This is a genomic window from Enterobacter nematophilus (assembly GCF_026344075.1).
Lineage (GTDB): Bacteria > Pseudomonadota > Gammaproteobacteria > Enterobacterales > Enterobacteriaceae > Enterobacter > Enterobacter nematophilus.
Genome location: NZ_JAPKNE010000011.1, coordinates 64,923 through 85,234 on the forward strand (window position 1 = coordinate 64,923; position 20,312 = coordinate 85,234).

18 protein-coding genes are annotated in these 20,312 nt (G+C 55.9%); 10 read left to right on the top strand and 8 right to left on the bottom strand.

Translation table 11 applies throughout. The features are described 5' to 3' along the window. The first annotated feature begins 340 nt into the window (after nucleotides 1–340). Nucleotides 341–1,261: an alpha/beta hydrolase gene (locus tag OSH03_RS20320; RefSeq protein ID WP_151412546.1), complete on the top strand. Its 921-nt coding sequence runs from the start codon at nucleotides 341–343 to the stop codon at nucleotides 1,259–1,261. A gap of 8 nt (nucleotides 1,262–1,269) precedes the next feature. On the opposite strand, the gene fabY is transcribed toward OSH03_RS20320, so the two are convergent. The 6 genes from fabY to OSH03_RS20350 form a co-directional block, all read right to left on the bottom strand. Further along, a complete protein-coding gene (gene fabY, locus OSH03_RS20325; protein WP_023331628.1) occupies nucleotides 1,270–2,211 on the bottom strand; it encodes a fatty acid biosynthesis protein FabY in 942 nt (313 codons plus the stop codon). A 44-nt stretch (nucleotides 2,212–2,255) separates the two neighbouring features. Continuing rightward, nucleotides 2,256–2,693 carry a D-aminoacyl-tRNA deacylase gene (gene dtd, locus OSH03_RS20330; protein WP_008501836.1) on the bottom strand — a complete coding sequence of 146 codons (438 nt, stop codon included), beginning with the start codon at nucleotides 2,691–2,693 and terminating at the stop codon, nucleotides 2,256–2,258. Beyond that, nucleotides 2,690–3,571, bottom strand: coding sequence for a virulence factor BrkB family protein (locus OSH03_RS20335; protein ID WP_266179935.1), 882 nt, complete (start codon nucleotides 3,569–3,571; stop codon nucleotides 2,690–2,692). Before OSH03_RS20335 ends, dtd begins: the two co-directional genes overlap by 4 nt. Beyond that, nucleotides 3,565–4,164 carry a glucose-1-phosphatase gene (yihX, locus tag OSH03_RS20340; RefSeq protein WP_045260234.1) on the bottom strand — a complete coding sequence of 200 codons (600 nt, stop codon included), beginning with the start codon at nucleotides 4,162–4,164 and terminating at the stop codon, nucleotides 3,565–3,567. Before yihX ends, OSH03_RS20335 begins: the two co-directional genes overlap by 7 nt. 87 nt (nucleotides 4,165–4,251) lie before the next feature. Continuing rightward, on the bottom strand, nucleotides 4,252–4,722 hold the full coding sequence (locus OSH03_RS20345) for a hypothetical protein (RefSeq protein WP_151412548.1): 471 nt from the start codon (nucleotides 4,720–4,722) through the stop codon (nucleotides 4,252–4,254). Then, nucleotides 4,719–5,462 (bottom strand): winged helix-turn-helix domain-containing protein, encoded by a 744-nt coding sequence (locus tag OSH03_RS20350; RefSeq protein ID WP_266179936.1) that lies wholly within the window; start codon nucleotides 5,460–5,462, stop codon nucleotides 4,719–4,721. The genes OSH03_RS20345 and OSH03_RS20350 overlap by 4 nt, the downstream gene beginning before the upstream one ends. Nucleotides 5,463–6,009: 547 nt before the next feature. Here OSH03_RS20350 and OSH03_RS20355 point away from each other — a divergent pair. Further along, a complete protein-coding gene (locus OSH03_RS20355; RefSeq protein ID WP_266179937.1) occupies nucleotides 6,010–6,627 on the top strand; it encodes a helix-turn-helix transcriptional regulator in 618 nt (205 codons plus the stop codon). Nucleotides 6,628–6,698: 71 nt separating this feature from the next. Continuing rightward, nucleotides 6,699–9,629, top strand: coding sequence for an autotransporter outer membrane beta-barrel domain-containing protein (locus OSH03_RS20360; RefSeq protein ID WP_266179938.1), 2,931 nt, complete (start codon nucleotides 6,699–6,701; stop codon nucleotides 9,627–9,629). A 38-nt stretch (nucleotides 9,630–9,667) separates the two neighbouring features. On the opposite strand, the gene OSH03_RS20365 is transcribed toward OSH03_RS20360, so the two are convergent. Together OSH03_RS20365 and OSH03_RS20370 are read right to left on the bottom strand one after the other, a co-directional pair. Further along, a complete protein-coding gene (locus tag OSH03_RS20365; protein WP_061096535.1) occupies nucleotides 9,668–10,462 on the bottom strand; it encodes a DeoR/GlpR family DNA-binding transcription regulator in 795 nt (264 codons plus the stop codon). Nucleotides 10,463–10,496: 34 nt separating this feature from the next. Further along, nucleotides 10,497–11,393: a sugar kinase gene (locus tag OSH03_RS20370; RefSeq protein ID WP_266179939.1), complete on the bottom strand. Its 897-nt coding sequence runs from the start codon at nucleotides 11,391–11,393 to the stop codon at nucleotides 10,497–10,499. A 155-nt stretch (nucleotides 11,394–11,548) separates the two neighbouring features. On the opposite strand from OSH03_RS20370, the gene yihU reads away from it, so the two are divergent. From yihU to ompL, 7 genes are all read left to right on the top strand, one after another. Next, nucleotides 11,549–12,439 carry a sulfolactaldehyde 3-reductase gene (yihU, locus tag OSH03_RS20375; protein WP_266179940.1) on the top strand — a complete coding sequence of 297 codons (891 nt, stop codon included), beginning with the start codon at nucleotides 11,549–11,551 and terminating at the stop codon, nucleotides 12,437–12,439. A 17-nt stretch (nucleotides 12,440–12,456) separates the two neighbouring features. Further along, entirely contained in the window at nucleotides 12,457–13,332 is an 876-nt protein-coding gene (gene yihT, locus OSH03_RS20380; RefSeq protein WP_266179941.1) for a sulfofructosephosphate aldolase, read from the top strand. A 14-nt stretch (nucleotides 13,333–13,346) separates the two neighbouring features. After that, nucleotides 13,347–14,588 (top strand): sulfoquinovose isomerase, encoded by a 1,242-nt coding sequence (gene yihS / locus OSH03_RS20385; protein ID WP_266179943.1) that lies wholly within the window; start codon nucleotides 13,347–13,349, stop codon nucleotides 14,586–14,588. A 16-nt stretch (nucleotides 14,589–14,604) separates the two neighbouring features. Next, on the top strand, nucleotides 14,605–16,629 hold the full coding sequence (locus OSH03_RS20390; RefSeq protein ID WP_266179944.1) for an alpha-glucosidase: 2,025 nt from the start codon (nucleotides 14,605–14,607) through the stop codon (nucleotides 16,627–16,629). A 45-nt stretch (nucleotides 16,630–16,674) separates the two neighbouring features. Beyond that, nucleotides 16,675–18,057, top strand: a complete 1,383-nt coding sequence (locus OSH03_RS20395; RefSeq protein WP_266179945.1) for an MFS transporter — start codon at nucleotides 16,675–16,677, stop codon at nucleotides 18,055–18,057. Nucleotides 18,058–18,100: 43 nt separating this feature from the next. Next, nucleotides 18,101–19,525 (top strand): MFS transporter, encoded by a 1,425-nt coding sequence (locus tag OSH03_RS20400; protein ID WP_266179946.1) that lies wholly within the window; start codon nucleotides 18,101–18,103, stop codon nucleotides 19,523–19,525. Nucleotides 19,526–19,599: 74 nt separating this feature from the next. After that, complete coding sequence (gene ompL / locus OSH03_RS20405; RefSeq protein ID WP_266179947.1) at nucleotides 19,600–20,286, top strand: porin OmpL; 687 nt, start codon at nucleotides 19,600–19,602, stop codon at nucleotides 20,284–20,286. The last annotated feature ends 26 nt before the right edge of the window (nucleotides 20,287–20,312 follow it).

A 20,312-nucleotide genomic window follows, 5' to 3' on the forward strand; every position in this document is an offset into this window, starting at 1 on the left:
GGTATGCCAAACCTGGCGAAATGACGGGCGACAGCACGGCATCTGCGTTCGCATAGGCGCAGACCGGGGAAAGCGTGGTGGAGAATAACTCGCTGGTGCGTATTGTGGTGCGTAATAAAGCAAATTAGACGCAGGACACTGCCGCCCTCTCCTGCGACACGGAAAATGCAAACGGCACCATCAACACCCTCTTCGATAAGGAGCGAGAACAGCGCAGCTTATAACAACACTCACCCTTGCGAGCCGCTTTCTAGCTTATAATCCTCGACAATATTCTTGTTTTCTTTTGAATCAAACCAGGCTATAAAACTGTACATCCATACAGCTTAAGGGGGTTTTCATGGCACTGGAAAAGGGTATTGAACGGTTTGTTAAAGGATTTATCGCTGCAGGTCGCCCCTCATCACGTCGTCAGACTATTGAGTTACGACGAGCGGGGTATGTTCTCAGCACAGGTCTTGCCGGGAAGACAGAAACGCGCGTCCAGATTAAAACGCTTGTTATTGAAAATATGACCATTCGCGTGTTTTCACCTCTCAATGCGCCTGAAATATTGCCTGCTGCCATCTACTATCACGGCGGATGCTTTATCAGCGGCGGCTTTGATACCCATGATAACCAACTCCGTCAGTTAGCCTGCTACGGCAATTGCCGGGTGATTGCGGTTCAGTACAGGTTGGCACCGGAGCATACCTTCCCCGCCGCACATGACGATGCCGAAAAAGGTGCGGATCTGATCTGGAAGTATGCAGACAAATTGGGCGTGGATAGGAATCAGATCACCCTTTGTGGAGACAGCGCGGGGGGACATCTGGCGCTGGTGACGGCGCTGCGGCTTAAGGCTAAAGGGCTGTGGCAGCCTGCGCAGCTTATCCTTATCTACCCCATGCTCGACGCCACGGCCAGTTTTGAAAGCTATACCCTCAACGGCATGGATTACGTGATTACTCGCGATACCCTGCTGAGCGGCTATGAAATATATCTGGCTGGAGCCGACCGTCAGCACCCTGAAGTTAGCCCGCAGTGGCGAGAAGACTTCAGCGGCCTGCCGGCTGTCCATATCATTACCGCTGAGTACGATCCACTACGCGATGAAGGAGAGGCGCTGTTCCAACGCCTCACGGAACAAGGGGTGACGTGTACCGCTCAGCGCTGGCTGGGTGTCATCCACGGCTTCTTCCAGCTTGGTGGAATTAGCCAGTCAGCGCGAGACGTTATCCGGGATATCGCATGGCGGATTCATCACATCCGACGAGAGTGAACAGGCGATTACTCCTCCTCGTTCCCCCCTTCTTCATACGCGCCATACGGCTTCGCAGGGAGAACGATGTAAGTTCCTTCAAACACCGCGCCCGGCGTTTCATCGCCGAACAGCTCAACCTGCATCTGCACGCGCGCTTTGCGGCCACGCGCCAGACGGTCAAGGTCACCACCCAGCGCGCCAAGGTCCGCCACCGCGCTCGGCTTGCCGCTGATCGGCGCACTGTAGCGAATGTGGGCATCGGCCAGAATAATGGTGCCGCCGAGATGCCGCTCGCGCAGCATTAGCCAGATTAGCCCCCAGCCGGTGAGCGTCGCCAGGGAAAACAGGCTGCCGGCAAACAGGGTGTGGTGAGGGTTCTGATTGCCGATTTCCGGCATGGTGGTAATGAATTTTTGTCCGGTGTACTGCTGGATACGCACGCCCATCTTTTCACTCAGAGGGATGTGTTCATACCAGGCCTGCTGCAGCTGCCCGCACCAGTCAGCGCGATGCAAAATGTCGTCCAGCGTGGCGATGGGTTTGATCATCAAGAAGTGACGGATCGGCGTGGTTTGCGGAGCGGTGATTTCACCCTGGTTAACGAAACCGAGTTTGGCAAAAAACTCCACGGCATCTTCTCGGGCGCTACAGGTGACACGCTTAACGCCTTCCTGACGGGCGACGGACTCCAGCGTCATCGCCATTAGCGTCCCCAGCCCTTTATCCTGTACTGACGGGTGAACCGCCATAAAGCGAATCGACGCTTCGTTATCGGCGTTGATATACAGTCGCCCGACGGCAACAAGGTTGCCCTCTTCGTCCATCACCATCTGATGGTGGGCCATCGCGTCCCAGGCGTCGCGTTCAGAGCCTTTTGGCTGATGCAGTGGTTTGCGCAGCATTTCCCAGCGGAACTGGTAATACGCTTCTAACTCTTCTTCCGTTTGCGGTACTCGAAGGTGATACATAGCTGTACTCTCTCTTGTTACCCGCGGCCACGCCGCCAGTTGGCTCATACCTGGAGCCAGAATGTGACGGGGCCATCGTTCACCAGCGAGACCTGCATATCTGCAGCGAATCGTCCGGTTTGCGTATTCATTTCCTGTTGGCGACAACGCTCAACAAAGTATTCGTAAAGTGCTTCCGCACGATCCGGCGCGGCGCCTTTCGAGAAACTCGGGCGCATGCCGCGCTCGGTATCCGCTGCCAGCGTAAACTGGGAAACCACCAGCACGCTGCCGCCCGCCTGCTGGACGTTCAGGTTCATCTTGCCTTCCGCATCGCTGAATATGCGGTAGCCCAGCACACGCTCGCATAAGCGGTTCGCTTTTTGTTCGTCATCATCCTTTTCGACACCTAACAACACCAAAAGTCCTGGGCCAATTTCACCCGTCACCTCTCCCTCCACGGTGACGCTGGCACGGGTTACGCGCTGTATCAATGCAATCATGGTTGGTCTGCTTCTAATTGTTTTTCAGCTTCTGCTGCTTTTTTAAGTTCGCGGTATACGCCGAGAGTGACAGTTATTTCGGCGCCAAGCAAGACGATACACCAGGTCCAGTAAACCCAGACAAACAAAATGGGGATCACCGCCAGCACGCCGTAAATCAGCTGATAAGAGGGGAACATGGTGATGTAAAGGGCAAACCCTTTTTTACCCACTTCAAAGAGCACTGCAGCCACCAGCGCCCCCACTACCGCATCGCGGTTAGGCACGCGCGTGGTCGGTACGACGCTATAGAGCAGCCAGAACGATAGCCAGGACAGGATCAGCGGAAAAATACGCAGAACGTTATCAATTACGCTGTTTAAATCGCTCGCCCAGCGCAAGGAGAGAAGATACGAACTGATTGCCAGGCTCGCCCCGGCCAGCAACGGCCCCAGCGTTAAAATCATCCAGTAGACGGCAAAGGAATAGACCTTAGGACGGATTTTTTTGCTTCGCCAGATGGTGTTAAGCGCGCTGTCGATGGAGTACATCAGCAGCAGCGCGGTGACGATAAGGCCGCACGCCCCCACCGCCGTCATCTTGCTGGAGTTGGCAACAAACTGCTCGATGTAGTTCTGGATAACATCCCCGGTGGCCGGGATGAAGTTCGCGAAGACGAAATGGCGAAGCTGCAGGCTGACGTCCGCAAACATCGGGAAGGCAGAAAAGAGCGCAAAGATAACCGCCACCAGCGGCACTAATGAGAGCAACGACACGTAGGCGAGATTACCCGCCAGCGTGGTCATGTTGTCCTCATCAATGCGGTGCCAGAGCAGCTTCAGCCAGGCCCTCAGCGGGCGAGTATGATGCGTGGCTTTTTGATGAACGGTTTTTAGCATAACTGCTTCGCAAAGTAGTTCGGTATCGTCTCTTTTCCGGTCACCAGAATTGACGTGATGCCTAACTGATTAGCTCCCTCTATATTATCGGCGTTGTCGTCGAAAAAGACCGCATCGGCCGCGGTGAATCCCTCTGCCTGCAGAACAGCCTGATAAATTCGCGCTTCCGGCTTACGCATACCCATCTCTTGCGAAAGATAGATCTTATCTGCCGCCGCCTTAACCTCTGGATATTCCTCTGGCCAGAAGGTGGTGTGCAGACGGTTGGTATTCGACAGCACAACCACCCGATGCCCCTGCTCGCGCAGTTTGTGCATAATGTCGATCACTTCCGGACGGATCGCGACGAATACCGCCTGCCAGCCGTGGGAAAACTGTTCATAGCTTAACGAAAGCCCCATCTCCTGGCAGAAGCGTTCAGCAAACTCTTCATCGCTAATCTCGCCGCGTTCATGCTGATGGAAGGTTTCACCCATCGCGAAATCCTGCTTTAACGTCGCCAGCGGCACACGGCTAAAGTCGCTCCAGGCCCCCAGCACCCGGTTAAAATCGATATCGACGATTACGTTTCCTAAGTCAAAGATATAAAGCATGTTTATCTCCTTTCGCCGTGGAGAGATAACTGTAGCGGGAATCACGAGATTTGACTATGCGTGCCATCTAAGGTGTGCGATCGATTTTTACGGCGCGTTTTTACGACAGTACAGCGAAGGGACGTTCGACGCGGCAAAAAGCCACGCTCCACGGTACTCATCAATCATCAGGCTCAGATCTCTTCCCGGCGTACGATAAAAGCCCGGTAGCGTTGCATTGATATCAGCCTCATCCGCACTATCGGCGAAGGTTTTAACAATACGATCGTTATTTAATACGCGCGCGTTCTGGTGATCGCTGTAGTGGAAATAGATGGTACGGTTGACTTCAGAAACCACGTGACCAAACAGTTTACCGTTAATGACAGCGGTTCCTTCCCGATGCTGCATTCGCCAGGAAACCGTACCTACAAATCGGTTTTTACCAATCGTCCACTCCACATCACCTGTACAGCGTATCGGCGCACTCGAAAAATGCGAATACGCTAACCAGCCGCTGGTAATAGCAGCTCCCAGAAACGCCGCCAGCAAAATAATACGATTTCCGAGTGTCGTCATTGCTCATGTGCCCAAAAATAATGCGTGGTACATAACGCTGCCGCGTCATGTCGCGCATCGTTATTACAGACAAACGCCGCGATTCGCTCCGTTTTACTATAGCCGATGAGAAAAACGTATCGGTTTCCGGCACACAGGCCAGGGTAATTTTTTAACAAGCGCAGGTATTGGTCCTGCATATGTTCATTAGGGGCATAAAAGAGTTGGCAGGCGTTGGTCGTGCTGCCCGTTGAAAGTGGAATGTAGTGACTAAACGGCATGTTCTGGTGATGTTTATATAATATGACCCCGTTAATAAGCGCGATAAGTAAAAGCGCAGCGGTGGCTATTATCAACCACGCCGGCTTCTTCATCGCACTGCCCTCGGCTACTGGCGCGTCTTTATCGGCAATTACCGGCTCGACGGTTGGGGTAAAAACGTCAACCTGAGTGGCTTCGGAAAGCGTCAGCCCGCGACGTGAAATCGTTTTTACCGTATCGCGCGGTAAACCCACCTCAGCCAGCGCATTGCGCAAGGTCAAAATGGCCTGATAAAAAGTATTCGGCGTGGTGACGTCGTTACGCTCACCCCATCCCACAACCATTAACTGATTTTGCGAAATTATTTCGCCAGGATGGGTGACGAGATAAAGAAAGCAGAGATTGGCAGGAAGCTGCAATAGTATCGTGCGCCCGGTAATAGGATTCACCAGGGTTTTATTTTCCGGGTCGTACTCGACTACCTTGTTAATGAGATACAATTTTACTTTCCTCTGCAATAACAATATTTAACCACGCACACCCAAAAATCATACGTATATTTAACAACAGTATAGGTCAGAAGGATTAGGACACGACACCTCCCTACCTAAGATTAGAAACATCATATTATTTTTCAATCTGTTACAAGACGATTTTCTTAGGGGAGCCTCAGCTAAAAGGACATAATGAGATTTCATTACACTTCACCAGGCTAAATAATTATATTGAGCCACACGTTGAGAAACGACTGACGTTCAGGCAGATCGAGGTGACAAATCTTTAGCTATTAGTGCTATTCAGTGAATTTCCCTCCGGGGCTGTTTTTGCCGAATAATCTTAATGGCTTAATGAATATTCCTGGATAACACCAGGCAACCAATGTTATGTCGCTATGTCTACGGCCTGCAAGAATAGATACCGCCAGGAATTTATATTCCCTGCCATTATTTCTCATAAAAACGTCAGGATTGCTGGATATGTTTCAAGATTGACACATTTGAAAGGCAGTGAAATATTGATAATGAAAATAAGACTGGAGTGGACTGGATGATAACATCGTCGCAAAAGGTTGTCCGCTGTATAAGCTGCGAATTGTCCTGTCAGTTATTCCCGGATAACACAGTGCGCTCACAATACTGTGGCAGCGCCTCCTTCGCAGTTTGGCCGGTGGGAAATCATTTCCTGCAACTTGCAGTTGAAAATAAAATATTATCTGGAAACACAAATCACTTATTACGCGGCTTTATTTTTGTAGATTTTTCGATGTACAACCTGCGCCTGCTTGTCGATCCGCAATGGATTGACCATCTGGCGATGACTAACATGCACATCGTGCTTATCACGGACCGTAAACTGGAGGCGTTGGCTCATTACTTTTTCACTCACCGCAGTGAAATAAAGGGAATTATTTATTCAGATGACAATGATGCTTTATTGCAAGAAAAAATTAACCATCTTTTTTCCGGCAGGCGAGTGAACAATAGGCGAGGAAATACCCTGAACGCTGTTGAATTCACTTTACTTAACAGGTTTATGTCAGGAATGTGCCTACAGGAGATAATAAAAACAACCAGCATTGATGTGAAAAAAATTTATGTTCATAAAATACGATTAGAGAGGAAGCTAGGCACCAGCATTCATAAAATACTCGTTTCTATTTTGTAATTTCAATTTATTAACATACCCACATTTAATGGTGTGGAGGATGTTTTACGCCTGAAAGAAAGGGGGCAGTTATGCCATATTTATTGAAACATTCACCTGTCGCCGTTGCGATTTCGCTGGCACTCTCGTCAGCGCTATTTACCGCGAATGCAGCAGTTATCGATTTTGCTAATTTACCTGCCACCGGAGCAGTAACGGATTTGCCTGCGGAAATACAGGCGCTGATTCCTGCAACGGCCAACGCGAACTTTAGCAAAAATACCAGCGATCCTAACTATGTCTACCAGTATAGCCCGGGCAATATTCCAGTCTACGGGGATGGGATCACCCTTGAAGGGCCGGGAGCGGAAGCCTTCGAGCACTCTGTGACCGTTATCCAGAACTCCACGTCCGGCAGCCCGGGGGTGATATTTGGTGACGACCTGACTATTCGTACCCAGTCAAAAGTGGCCGCCAATAACGGTAAAGATGTCGACGGTATTCGTACCCACGGTATGAACACGCCGAATAACCCGGTGTTTATCATTACCGGCGACCGCACCCACATTTACGTTAATGGCCAAAGCGGCGATGGCATTAATGCCGGGTACAGCTCCTTCAGTCAGGGCTCTCTCGGCTCCGCCAATATTTATGTGGGTGATGATCTTTATATCGAAACCACCGGCAGTACCGGTCGCGGTATTAGCGCTTATGCGCTGAATGACGCCTCGAAGGCTAAAAATAACATTATCGTCGGCGATCGTGCGCATATTGTAACGCGGGGTACCTACGCCGAGGGGATACGTACTAACCAGAGCGGCTCATCCGTCCGTCTGGGAGATGAGGCCACCATCGAAACGTTCGGTACCTCGGCCTACGGCCTGTATGCGGGTTCTGCCTCCAGAATCGAGCTGGGAAAAAAAGCGACCATTACCACCGACGCAGCCAGTGCCTCCGGGGTGTATTCTACCGGCTCGTCAACCATCACTCTTGATGAAGGTGCAACCATCACCACCAACGGTGCCAGCGCGCATGGTATCTACGCGTACACAGCAGCGGTAAATGTGGGAGATAACGTCACCATTGCGGTCAACAGCAGCGAGAAAACCAGCAGTTCCGCCCAGGCGCCGCACGGGATGTATGCCTGGTCACGCGGCGTGATAACGCTCGACGGTGGGGCAACCATTACCACCGCAGGCCAGCGCGACAACGGTAGCTATGCCCTGAACGCCAGCAACGGTGGAATTATTGATGCCTCCACGGGCGGAAAATTCATCCTTAACGGCGATATCCTGTCCGCAGGCGGCGTCGCGGCCACCAGTACCCTTCCGGCACAAAACAGTACCATTACGCTGACGATGGGTAACAGCTCGCTGTGGAACGGAGCGTCTTACATAGAGAGCAACGCTGCCGGGACCGGTGCTCTCGCGCTTACGATGAATGACGCCGTCTGGAATATGCGCGACAGCTCAACGCTGACCAGCCTGACCCTGAATGCGGGCGGCACGATAAATTTCCAGCACGCTGAGGACGCGGCCTGGCAGACCCTGACCGTCAACGAGGATTACATCGGCAACGGCGGCAAGCTGGTTTTCAATACCGTGCTGTTTGACGATACCTCAGAAACGGACAAACTTATCGTTGCAGGCAACACCTCCGGTCACACCGAGGTGGAAGTGAATAACATTGGCGGTACTGGCGCACAAACCGTTGAAGGAATTGAAATTGTCAGCGTTGGCGGCAACTCGGAAGGGACGTTTGAGAAGGCCAGCCGTATCGTGGCGGGAGGTTATGACTATAACGTTGTGCAGAAAGGTAAGAACTGGTTCCTGACCAGCCTGGCTGAACCCGTTGACCCACCGATCGACCCGGTAGATCCTCCTGTTGACCCGGTAGACCCACCGGTCGACCCGGTCGACCCGCCTGTTGACCCGGTGGATCCACCTGTTGACCCCGTCGACCCGCCTGTCGTTCCGGTAGATCCGCCCGTCGACCCGGTGATTCCGCCGCAAGAACCGGTACCGCCACCTGCGCCGCCGAAAAGCGAGCATCAGTATCGTCCGGAATTTGGCAGCTATCAGGCAAACAGCTATGCGGCAAATACGCTGTTTATGACCCGCCTGCACGATCGTCTGGGTGAAACGCAGTACACCGACATGCTCACCGGCGAGCAAAAAGTGACGAGCCTGTGGATGCGTAACGTCGGCGGGCATGCGCGTTTCAACGACGGCAGCGGCCAGCTAAAAACGACAGCAAACCGTTACGTGCTGCAGCTGGGCGGCGATGTCGCCCAGTGGAGCAGCGACGGCCTGGACCGCTGGCATCTTGGCCTGATGGCAGGCTACGGTAACAGCCAGAGCCGAAGCGCTTCCAGCCTGACCGGATACCACTCACGTGGCGAAGTGAATGGCTATAGCGTAGGTCTGTACGGTACCTGGTACGCAAACGAAGCCGATAAAAGCGGCACCTACGTAGATAGCTGGATGTTGTATAACTGGTTTGACAATAAGGTCATGGGGCAGGATCAGGCCACTGAGAATTATCGCTCCAGCGGCGTGACCGCCTCTGTCGAAGCAGGCTATAGCCTTAAGGTGGGTGAAAGCGGCCGCAACAGCTACTGGATCCAGCCGAAGGCGCAGGCCGTTTGGATGGACGTGCAGGCTGACGACCATCGCGAGCGTAACGGTACGCGGGTGAAAGACGAAACCCAGGGGAACCTGATGACGCGTCTCGGCGTGAAGGCCTACATCAGCGGACATAACGCGATGGATGACGGTAAATCACGAAACTTCCAGCCGTTTATCGAAGCGAACTGGATCCACAATACCCAGACCACGCGCATTCGCATGGATGACGTCAGCAATGAAATGCGCGGTACGCGCAATATCGGTGAACTTAAGACAGGCATAGAGGGGCAGATTACCCCACAGCTTAGCGTATGGGGCAACGTGGCTCAGCAGATAGGCGACAAAGGCTACCGCGATACGCAGGGGATGCTGGGGGTGAAATACAGCTTCAAATAACAATAAAAAGCCGCTGAGAAATCAGCGGCTTTTTTGCTTCAGGCGATATCGTCGCTGGTACAGGCCAGCACCGTTTCAACCTTACTGGATTTGAGATGGTTTTGCAGCGCCGAGCCGGGCATCTCATCGGTGAAGAGCGCAGTAGCCTGCGAGACGTTACCCACCTCAACGGCCGCAGAAGCGGTATATTTCGTATGATCGGCCGCTAAAAGAATGTGGCGGGAGTGGGCTATCATGGTTTTCACCACGCTGGCTTCGTTGACGTCAAACTCCATCATCGCGCCGTCGTGCTCAATCGCTCCGATGCTGGTCACCAGGTAATCAGCCCGGAAGCCAGACACGAAGGCGGTTGCCGCAGGCCCGATAATGCCGCCGTTGTGCGGGCGCAGCGTGCCGCCCGGCACCATCACTTCAAAGCGCGGGTTCTTATACAGAATATGCGCCACCCGCAGGCTGTTGGTGATGATGCGCAGATGATTATGGTTAAGCAGCGCCCGGGCAACGTGCTCCACGGTCGTGCCGATGGTGATGAAAATAGTTGAGCCGTCGGGAATATAGTCCGCAATCGCCTCGGCAATCGCCCGCTTCTCTTCGGTAAGCGACACTTCGCGCTGCTCGAACGCCGTGTTCACCACGCTGGATGCCCTGCCCGCGCCGCCGTGATGACGCGTGATCAGCCCCTGCTCGCTGAGCTTGCGGATATCCCGGCGCACCGTTTGCGTCGACACGTCCAGCAGCTGCGCCAGTTCGTCAATGTTCATATATCCGCGGTCGGCAATCAGCGTCAGCAGCTGATCGTGACGCGGGTTGCCGGTCAGTTCGGTAAGGCTCATGGGCTGTCCTCTGAAAACCATCACGCCCCGCATTTTATACAAAAAGTGACAAAAAAGAGCGGGTTTGATCACAGTCGGGTATACCCGCGCGCCCGCCGGGCTTTGTGCATTTCAGGGCTGCAACGGCGCTGGCAAAACGCACGGCGTCTGCGGCGGTGGAATGCTGTCCCAGGCTGAACGCCAGCGCACCGTGGAAAACATCGCCCGCGCCGGTGGTATCAATGACGTTCACCTCAAAGCCGGGCTGATGGCACAGCGCGTCATTTTCCAGCCAGAAGCAGCCGTCTCGCCCCTGCGTGACGTACACATGTCCATTTGTGAGCGTTTGTGCTTTTCTCAGGGCATTTTCTGTTTCATCCAGCTGCGTTAAGCGCCGCAGTCCCGGCGCCGAGAAGGCCGCGTGGTCACTTAAGGCGATCAGCTCCGCGATATCCTGCGGGGTGACATCCGCATCTAGTACTGTCGGCACGCCCCGCTGACGGGCGAGGGTAAACGCCTGCTTTGCCCCGTCATGCCAGCGCACGTCTGCTAACATGATATCCCATTGCGAGAAGTCGATTTCACGCAGCCAGTCTGCCGCGGCAGGGAGATCGGGGCTGGGGTAGTTCGCAATCACACGCTCCCCGCTGCCGTCCACCAGCACCGCGGATTGTGACGATCGGGCACCTTTAAAGATGCGCGTGTAGCGGGTATTCACCCCCAGGGATTCCAGCTCCGCGAGCAGCCGTCTGCCGGTATCGTCGTCCCCCACCCGGCCAATAAAATCCACTTCCGCGCCCAGTTTTGCCGCCGCCACCGCAGCAGTTGCCGCCGGGCCGCCGCCCACTTCCGTATAGTCTTTCGCGACATATTTCCCACCTTCCTTAGGTAAATCATCGAGATACCAGATGCGATCCAGCACGGTTATGCCGACACAAACGATGCGAGTCATGGTGATTCCTTCTGCGATTTCGAATGTCTTCATTTTAATTTCATCAAATGTTTAAAAAGTGACCCGTGTCGATTTTTTGACTATAAATTACAAATACGATCAAAAACAGACACCACAAACGCGCAAAAATTGACACGATGTGACAGGAGAGAGGCATGTCAGCAATCGCATTTATCGGTTTAGGGCAGATGGGCGCGCCAATGGCGAAGAATCTGTTGAAGCAAGGTCACCAGCTTAACGTCTTTGACGTGAACCCGCAGGCGGTTCAGGCGCTGGTGGAGAGCGGCGCACGGGCGGCGGCTACGCCCGCTCAGGCCGCAACGGACGCCGAATTCGTCATTACCATGCTGCCAAACGGCGACCTGGTGCGCAGCGTACTGTTCGGCGAGCACGGCGTGTGCGAAGGGTTATCCCGCGACGCGCTGGTGATTGATATGTCCACCATCCACCCGCTGCAAACCGACGCGCTGATCCGCGACATGGCTGAGCGGGGCTTCAGCCTGATGGACGTACCCGTGGGACGCACGTCTGACCATGCCATCGCCGGCACGCTGCTCCTGCTGGCGGGCGGCACCGCGCAGCAGGTGGAACGCGCCACCCCCGTCTTAATGGCGATGGGCAATGAACTGATTAACGCCGGCGGGCCGGGCATGGGCATCCGCGTGAAGCTCATCAATAACTACATGAGCATCGCCCTGAACGCGCTTTCCGCCGAGGCGGCGGTACTGTGTGAAGCGCTTGGGCTCTCCTTTGAGGTGGCGCTGAAGGTGATGAGCGGCACGCCGGCGGGCAAAGGCCACTTCACGACATCCTGGCCGAACAAGGTGCTAAAAGGGGATCTTTCACCCGCCTTCATGATCGACCTTGCGCATAAAGATCTGGGGATCGCTCTGGACGTGGCCAACCAGCTCCACGTTCCGATGCCGCTCGGCGCGGCTTCCCGCGAAGTTTACAACCAGGCTCGCGCCGCCGGGCGCGGGCGCGAAGACTGGACGGCCATTCTTGAACAGGTTCGCGCATCTGCCGGGCTGAAAAAAACACACTGATACGAAAGGACTGAGGAATGACGATGTACACCCTGAAAGATATCACCCGACCTTCCGGCGGTTTTGCGATGCTGGCCGTGGACCAGCGCGAAGCAATGCGCCTGATGTTTGCCGCGGCAGGCGCGCCGGTGCCGGTAACCGACCAGCACCTGACGGATTTTAAGGTTAACGCGGCGAAGATTCTGTCGCCGTACGCCTCTGCCATTCTCGTCGACCAGCAGTTCTGCTATCGCCAGATCGTGGAGCAGCAGGCCGTAGCCAAAAGCTGCGCGATGATTGTGGCGGCCGACGAGTTTATTCCGGGGAACGGTATTCCGGTCGACAGCGTGGCGATCGACAAGAACATCGACGCGCAGGCGGTCAAACGCGATGGCGGCAAGGCGCTGAAGCTGCTGGTGCTGTGGCGCAGCGATGAAGATCCGCAGCAGCGTCTGGAGATGGTGAAGGCGTTCAACACCCTGTGCCACGACAACGGGCTGCTGAGCATTATCGAGCCGGTGGTGCGTCCCCCGCGTCGCGGCGCCGCGTTTAACCGCGAGCAGGCGATTATCGACGCGGCGAAAGAGCTGGGCGACAGCGGCGCCGACCTCTACAAAGTGGAGATGCCGCTGTTTGGCAAAGGCACGCAGCAGGAACTGCTGGCCGCCTCGCAAAGGTTAAACGAGAACATCGCGATGCCGTGGGTGATCCTCTCCTCCGGCGTGGACGAAAAATTATTCCCGCGCGCCGTGAGCGTAGCGATGCAGGCGGGTGCGTCGGGCTTTTTAGCCGGTCGCGCCGTCTGGTCATCGGTGATTGGCCTGCCGGACACCGAACTGATGCTCCGCGATATATCTGTACCCAAACTGCAGCGTCTGGGTGAGATCGTCGACGAAATGATGGCTCGCCGCTGAGAAAGGATCCAAACATGAAATGGTTTAACACCCTGAGCCATAACCGCTGGCTCGAACAAGAGACCGATCGCATTCTCGATTTCGGTAAAAACGCCGCCGTGCCGACCGGCTTTGGCTGGCTGGGCAATAACGGGCAGGTTCGCAGCGATATGGGCACCCATCTGTGGATCACCGCCCGCATGCTGCACGTGTACGCGGTGGCGGCGAACATGGGCCGTCCCGGCGCGTATGCCCTGGTCGAGCACGGCATCAATGCCCTGAACGGCCCGCTGCGCGACAAACAGCACGGCGGCTGGTACGCCTGCGTTAACGATGAGGGCGTGATGGATGCCTCCAAGCAGGGCTATCAGCACTTCTTCGTGCTGCTGGGTGCGGCGAGCGCCGTTACCACCGGCCACCCGCAGGCGCGCAGGCTGCTGGACGATGCCATCGAGGTGATTGAGCGCTACTTCTGGAGCGAGCAGGAGCAGATGTGCCTGGAGTCCTGGGATGAGGCCTTCAGCAAAACGGAAGATTACCGCGGCGGTAACGCCAACATGCACGCCGTGGAAGCCTTCCTGATCGTCTATGACGTGACCCACGACCGGAAATGGCTCGACCGTGCCCTGCGCATCGCCTCGGTGATTATTCACGACGTGGCGCGCAACGGGGAGTACCGCGTTAACGAGCATTTCGACGCCAGCTGGAACCCGATCCGCGACTACAACATCGATAACCCTGCCCACCGCTTCCGCGCCTACGGCGGCACGCCGGGGCACTGGATCGAGTGGGGCCGCCTGATGCTGCACCTGCGCGCCGCCCTGGAAGCGCGCTTTGAAACCCCGCCGGCGTGGCTGCTGGAAGATGCGAAAGGGCTTTTCCACGCCACTATCCGCGACGCCTGGGCACCCGACGGGGCAGACGGATTTGTCTACTCCGTGGGCTGGGACGGCAAGCCAATCGTGCGCGAACGCGTGCGCTGGCCAATCGTCGAGGCGATGGGTACGGCATATGCGCTCTACACCGTGACCGGCGAGGCGCAGTACGAAGCCTGGTATCAGAAGTGGTGGGATTACTGCATCAAGTACCTGATGGACTATGAGAACGGTTCCTGGTGGCAGGAGCTGGACACCAATAACGAAGTGACCACCAAAGTCTGGGACGGCAAGCAGGATATTTACCACCTGCTGCACTGCCTGGTGATCCCCCGCCTGCCGCTGGCGCCGGGCTTAGCCCCTGCCGTAGCCGCTGGTTTACTGGACAGCCTGGCCAAATAATAAAGACGGAGTTTTTATGCGTACCCTACACAATATAAATCTGAAAAATAATGAAAATGGTTTCACCCTCAGCTGGGAAAACCGCCTGATTTTATCCCACTCCGCGGATGCCCCCTGCCTGTGGATCGGCGCAGGCGAGGCCGATATTGAGATGTTTCGCGGCAATTTCAGCATCAAGGACAAGCTCAACGAAAAGATTGCCCTGACGGACGCGACCGTCACGCAACAAAGCGCGGGCTGGGCGATCCGCTTTACCCGCGGCGACGCGGTGAGCGCGACACTGCTGGTGGGCGTCGATGCACAAGGCCGTCTGGAGTTGAAGCTTAAAAATGATGCTCCCGACCATAACCGCATCTGGCTGCGGCTGGCGGCCCGGCCTGAAGATCATATCTACGGCTGCGGCGAGCAGTTCTCGTACTTCGATCTGCGCGGCAAGCCGTTCCCGCTGTGGACCAGCGAGCAGGGTGTGGGCCGTAATAAGCAGACCTACGTCACCTGGCAGGCCGACTGCAAAGAGAACGCGGGCGGCGATTACTACTGGACCTTCTTCCCGCAGCCTACCTTCGTGAGCACCCAGAAGTACTACTGCCACGTGGATAACAGCTGCTACATGAACTTCGACTTCAGCGCGCCGGACTTCCACGAGCTGGCGTTCTGGGAAGATAACGCCACGCTGCGCTTCGAATGTGCGGAAACCTACGTCGATCTGCTGGAAAAACTCACCGGCCTGCTGGGGCGCCAGCCTGAGCTGCCGGACTGGGTTTACGACGGCGTGACGCTGGGCATTCAGGGCGGCACTGAGGTGTGCCAGCAGAAGCTCGACGCTATGCGCCAGGGCGGCGTGAAGGTGAACGGCATCTGGGCGCAGGACTGGTCCGGCATCCGCATGACCTCCTTCGGCAAACGCGTGATGTGGAACTGGAAGTGGAACAGCGAGCTCTATCCGCAGCTTGACGGGCGTATCGCGCGGTGGAAACAGGAGGGCGTGCAGTTCCTCTCCTATATCAACCCGTACGTCGCCAGCGATCGCGACTTATGCGAAGAGGCGGCAACGCGCGGCTATCTGACCAAAGACGCCGACGGTAAGGACTACCACGTCGAGTTCGGCGAGTTCTACGCGGGCGTTATCGACCTGACTAACCCGGAAGCCTACGGCTGGTACAAAGAGGTCATTAAAAAGAACCTGATCGCGCTGGGCTGCGGCGGCTGGATGGCCGATTTCGGGGAATATCTGCCGACCGATACCTTCCTGCACAACGGCGTGAGCGCCGAGATTATGCATAACGCCTGGCCTGCCCTGTGGGCGAAATGTAACTACGAAGCGCTGGAGGAGACCGGCAAGCTCGGGGAGATCCTGTTCTTCATGCGCGCGGGCTACACCGGTAGCCAGAAACACTCGGTGATGATGTGGGCGGGGGATCAGAACGTCGACTGGAGCCTGGACGACGGTCTGGCGTCCGTCGTACCGGCGGCCCTTTCGCTGGCGATGACCGGGCACGGCCTGCACCACAGCGACATTGGCGGCTATACGACGCTCTTCGAGATGAAGCGCAGCAAAGAGCTGCTGCTTCGCTGGTGCGACTTCAGCGCCTTTACGCCGATGATGCGCACCCACGAGGGCAACCGCCCTGGCGATAACTGGCAGTTCGACGGCGACGCGGAAACCATCGCGCACTTCGCGCGCATGACCACCGTCTTCACCACCCTGAAGCCGTACATCAAAGCCGCCGTCGCGCAGAACGCGAAAAGCGGCCTGCCGGTGATGCGCCCGCTGTTCCTGCACTACGAAGACGACGCGCGCGCCTACACGCTGAAGTATCAGTATCTGTTTGGCCGCGATCTGCTGGTAGCGCCGGTTCATGAAGAGGGGCGCCGCGACTGGACGCTCTATCTGCCGCAGGACAGCTGGGTCAACGCGTGGACCGGGGAAATTTGCCAGGGCGGTGACGTGACCGTTGATGCCCCGCTCGGCAAGCCGCCTGTGTTCTACCGCCAGCACAGCGAATGGGCAGATCTGTTTAGCACCTTACGTCATATCTGATAAGGCTCGCCCGCAGGGAAACCTGCGGGCAGACGGAGAACAATAATGAGTCAACATACTTCCGATCCGGCAACCCTGCGCCTGCCGTTTAAAGAAAAACTCGCCTACGGGATGGGCGACCTCGGCTCTAACATCCTGCTGGATATCGGCACGCTGTACCTGCTGAAGTTCTACACCGACGTGCTGGGCCTGCCGGGCACCTACGGCGGGATCATCTTCCTGATTGCGAAGTTTTTTACCGCCTTCACCGACATGGGCACCGGGATCATGCTCGACTCCCGGCGCAACATTGGCCCGAAAGGGAAATTCCGCCCGTTCGTGCTGTACGCGGCATTTCCGGTAACCCTGCTGGCGATTGCCAACTTCGTCGGCACGCCGTTTGAAATCACCGGTAAAACGGTGATGGCAACAGTGCTGTTTATGCTGTACGGCCTGTTCTTCAGCATGATGAACTGCTCCTACGGCGCGATGGTCCCGGCCATCACCAAAAACCCGGACGAGCGCGCCTCGCTGGCCGCCTGGCGTCAGGGCGGCGCCACGCTGGGCCTGCTGCTCTGTACCGTGGGCTTTGTGCCGGTGATGAACCTGATCGAGGGCAACGACCAGCTCGGCTATATCTTTGCCGCCACCCTCTTCTCGATGTTCGGCCTGTTCTTTATGTGGTGGTGCTATAAGGGCGTGACCGAGCGTTACGTCGAGACGCAGCCTGCAAATCCGGCGCAAAAGCCGGGGCTGCTGCAGTCGTTTCGCGCCATCGCCGGGAACCGCCCGCTGTTTATCCTGTGCATCGCTAACCTCTGCACGCTGGGCGCCTTTAACGTCAAGCTCGCCATTCAGGTCTACTACACGCAGTACGTGCTGAACGACCCGATCCTGCTGTCGTACATGGGCTTCTTCAGCATGGGCTGCATTTTTATCGGCGTCTTTATGATGCCCGGCGCGGTGCGGCGCTTCGGCAAGAAAAAGGTCTACATCAGCGGGCTGATGATTTGGGTAGCGGGCGATCTGCTCAACTACTTCTTCGGCGGCGGCTCGGTGAGCTTTGTGGCGTTCTCCTGCCTGGCGTTCTTTGGCTCCGCGTTTGTGAACAGCCTGAACTGGGCGCTGGTGTCCGATACCGTGGAATACGGCGAGTGGCGCACCGGCGTGCGCTCCGAGGGGACGGTCTATACCGGCTTTACCTTCTTCAGGAAGGTATCCCAGGCGCTGGCGGGCTTCTTCCCGGGGATCATGCTCACCCAGATCGGCTATGTGCCCAACGTGGTGCAATCCGCCGGAACGGTTGAAGGGCTGCGGCAGCTGATATTTATCTACCCGAGCCTGCTGGCGGTCATCACCATCGTGGCGATGGGCTGCTTCTATAACCTCAACGAGAAGATGTATGTGCGCATTGTTGAAGAGATCGAGCTGCGCAAACGTACGGCCTAAATGACGAGATAGAGCGCCCGGCTGGGCGCTCTGAGGATCGACCATGACACATAACAGTGATCCGTTAACCCTGAAATTGAGCCTGCGAGAGAAGTGCGCCTACGGGATGGGCGATTTTGGCTCGAACCTGATGCTGTGTATCGGCACGCTGTATTTGCTGAAGTTTTACACTGATGAACTGGGCATGCCGGCGTTCTATGGCGGCATTATTTTCCTGGTGGCAAAGTTTTTTACCGCGTTTACCGACATGCTGACCGGCGTGCTGCTGGACTCCCGGCGTAACATCGGCGCGCGGGGAAAATTCCGGCCGTTCATTCTTTACGCCTCCGTTCCGGTGGCGCTGGTTGCGACGGCGCAGTTTATGGCCAACGACTTTAGCCTGACGGTGAAAACGGCGCTCGCCACCGTGCTCTTCATGATGTTTGGCCTCTGCTATAGCCTGATGAACTGCGCCTACGGTGCGATGGTCCCCGCCATCACCAAAAACCCGAACGAGCGCGCGCAGCTTGCGGCGTGGCGTCAGGGCGGCGCAACGGTGGGGCTGTTGCTCTGCACCGTCGGCTTTATGCCCATTCAGGCGCTATTCGTCAGCCAGCCCTCCCTCGGCTATCTGGCGGCCGCGCTGGCGTTCGTCACCGGCGGCCTGTTCTGCATGTGGTGGTGCTACAGCGGGGTAAAAGAGCGCTACGTGGAGCTTACGCCCGATCACCATAAGCCCGGCATTCTGAAATCGTTCTGCGCGATTTTTCGCAATCCGCCGCTGCTGGTGCTGTGCATCGCCAACCTGTGCACTCTCGCCGCGTTTAACATCAAGCTGGCGATCCAGGTCTATTACACCCAGTACGTGCTGAACGATCTGCATCTGCTGTCGTGGATGGGCTTTTTCAGCATGGGCTGCATTCTGATTGGCGTGTTTCTGGTCCCCGGCGCGGTGAAGCGCTTTGGCAAGAAGCCGGTCTATCTGGGCGGGCTGACGCTGTGGGCGGTGGGCGACGTGCTGAACTTCTTCTGGGGAACCAGCTCCCTGCTGTTCGTGCTGTTTTCCTGCATGGCCTTTTTCGGCACGGCGTTTGTGAACAGCCTGAACTGGGCGCTGGTGCCGGATACCGTCGATTACGGCGAGTGGAAAACCGGCATTCGCGCAGAAGGGTCGGTTTATACCGGCTATACCTTCTCGCGCAAAATCTCCGCCGCGCTCGCCGGTTTCCTGCCCGGCATCATGCTGACCCAGATCGGCTACGTTCCCCATGCGGTGCAGAGCGCGGGCACGCTGCTTGGGTTGCGCCAGCTGATTTTCCTCTGGCCGTGCGGTCTGGCGATTGTTGCCGCCGTGACCATGGGGCTGTTTTATAAACTCAACGAAGCGCGCTTCGCCTTTATTATCGAGGAGATTGGAAAACGGAAAAAACAAACCGCGAATACCCCTGAGATAACCACCAACAATAAAGCGTCAGCAGTCACTTTATAACTATAAATCCGGCCATTATGTCCTTCCTGTTTATCAGGAGGGAGGCCTTTCTGTACCTGATACATGGACAAATTATGAATAGAATCATCACTGTACTGATCGTGTCGTCTGTGTCCTGCCCGGTTTTTGCCGGGGCCTATGTCGAAACTCGCGAAGCCTACAATACGGCTTCTGAACTGCACGAGGTGATCCTGCGTGCGGGCTATAACTTTGATATGGGCGCGGGGCTGATGTTCACCAACGCCTATAACGTGGGCAAATGGGATGAGCTTAAGCACAGCTATAACGAAATAGAGGGGTGGTATCCGCTCTTTAAACCGACCGACAAACTCACCTTCCAGCCCGGCGGGTTGATTAACGACAGCAGCGCGGGGTCCGGTGGCGCGGTTTATTTAGATACCAACTACAAATTTACGGACGGGTTTAATCTGACGTTCCGCTATCGCTATAACCATAACAATTACGATACGCCGGACTATAACGGGCAGATGGATAAGAATGACACGCACGAGTTTGCCAACTACTGGAATTTCAAAGTGACGGATGCGTTTTTCTACACCTTTGAGCCGCACTTTTTCCAGCGGGTGAATGATTACCACAGCAAAAATGGCAAAGACCATCACTGGGAAATTACCAATAAATTCAGCTATAAGATAGACAGAAACTGGCTGCCGTACCTCGAACTGCAGTGGCTGGACAGATGGAATGATTACAACCGGGAGCAGTACCGGATCCGCCTGGGGTTACGGTATTCGTTCTAATAAAAAAGCCGCTGAGGGATCAGCGG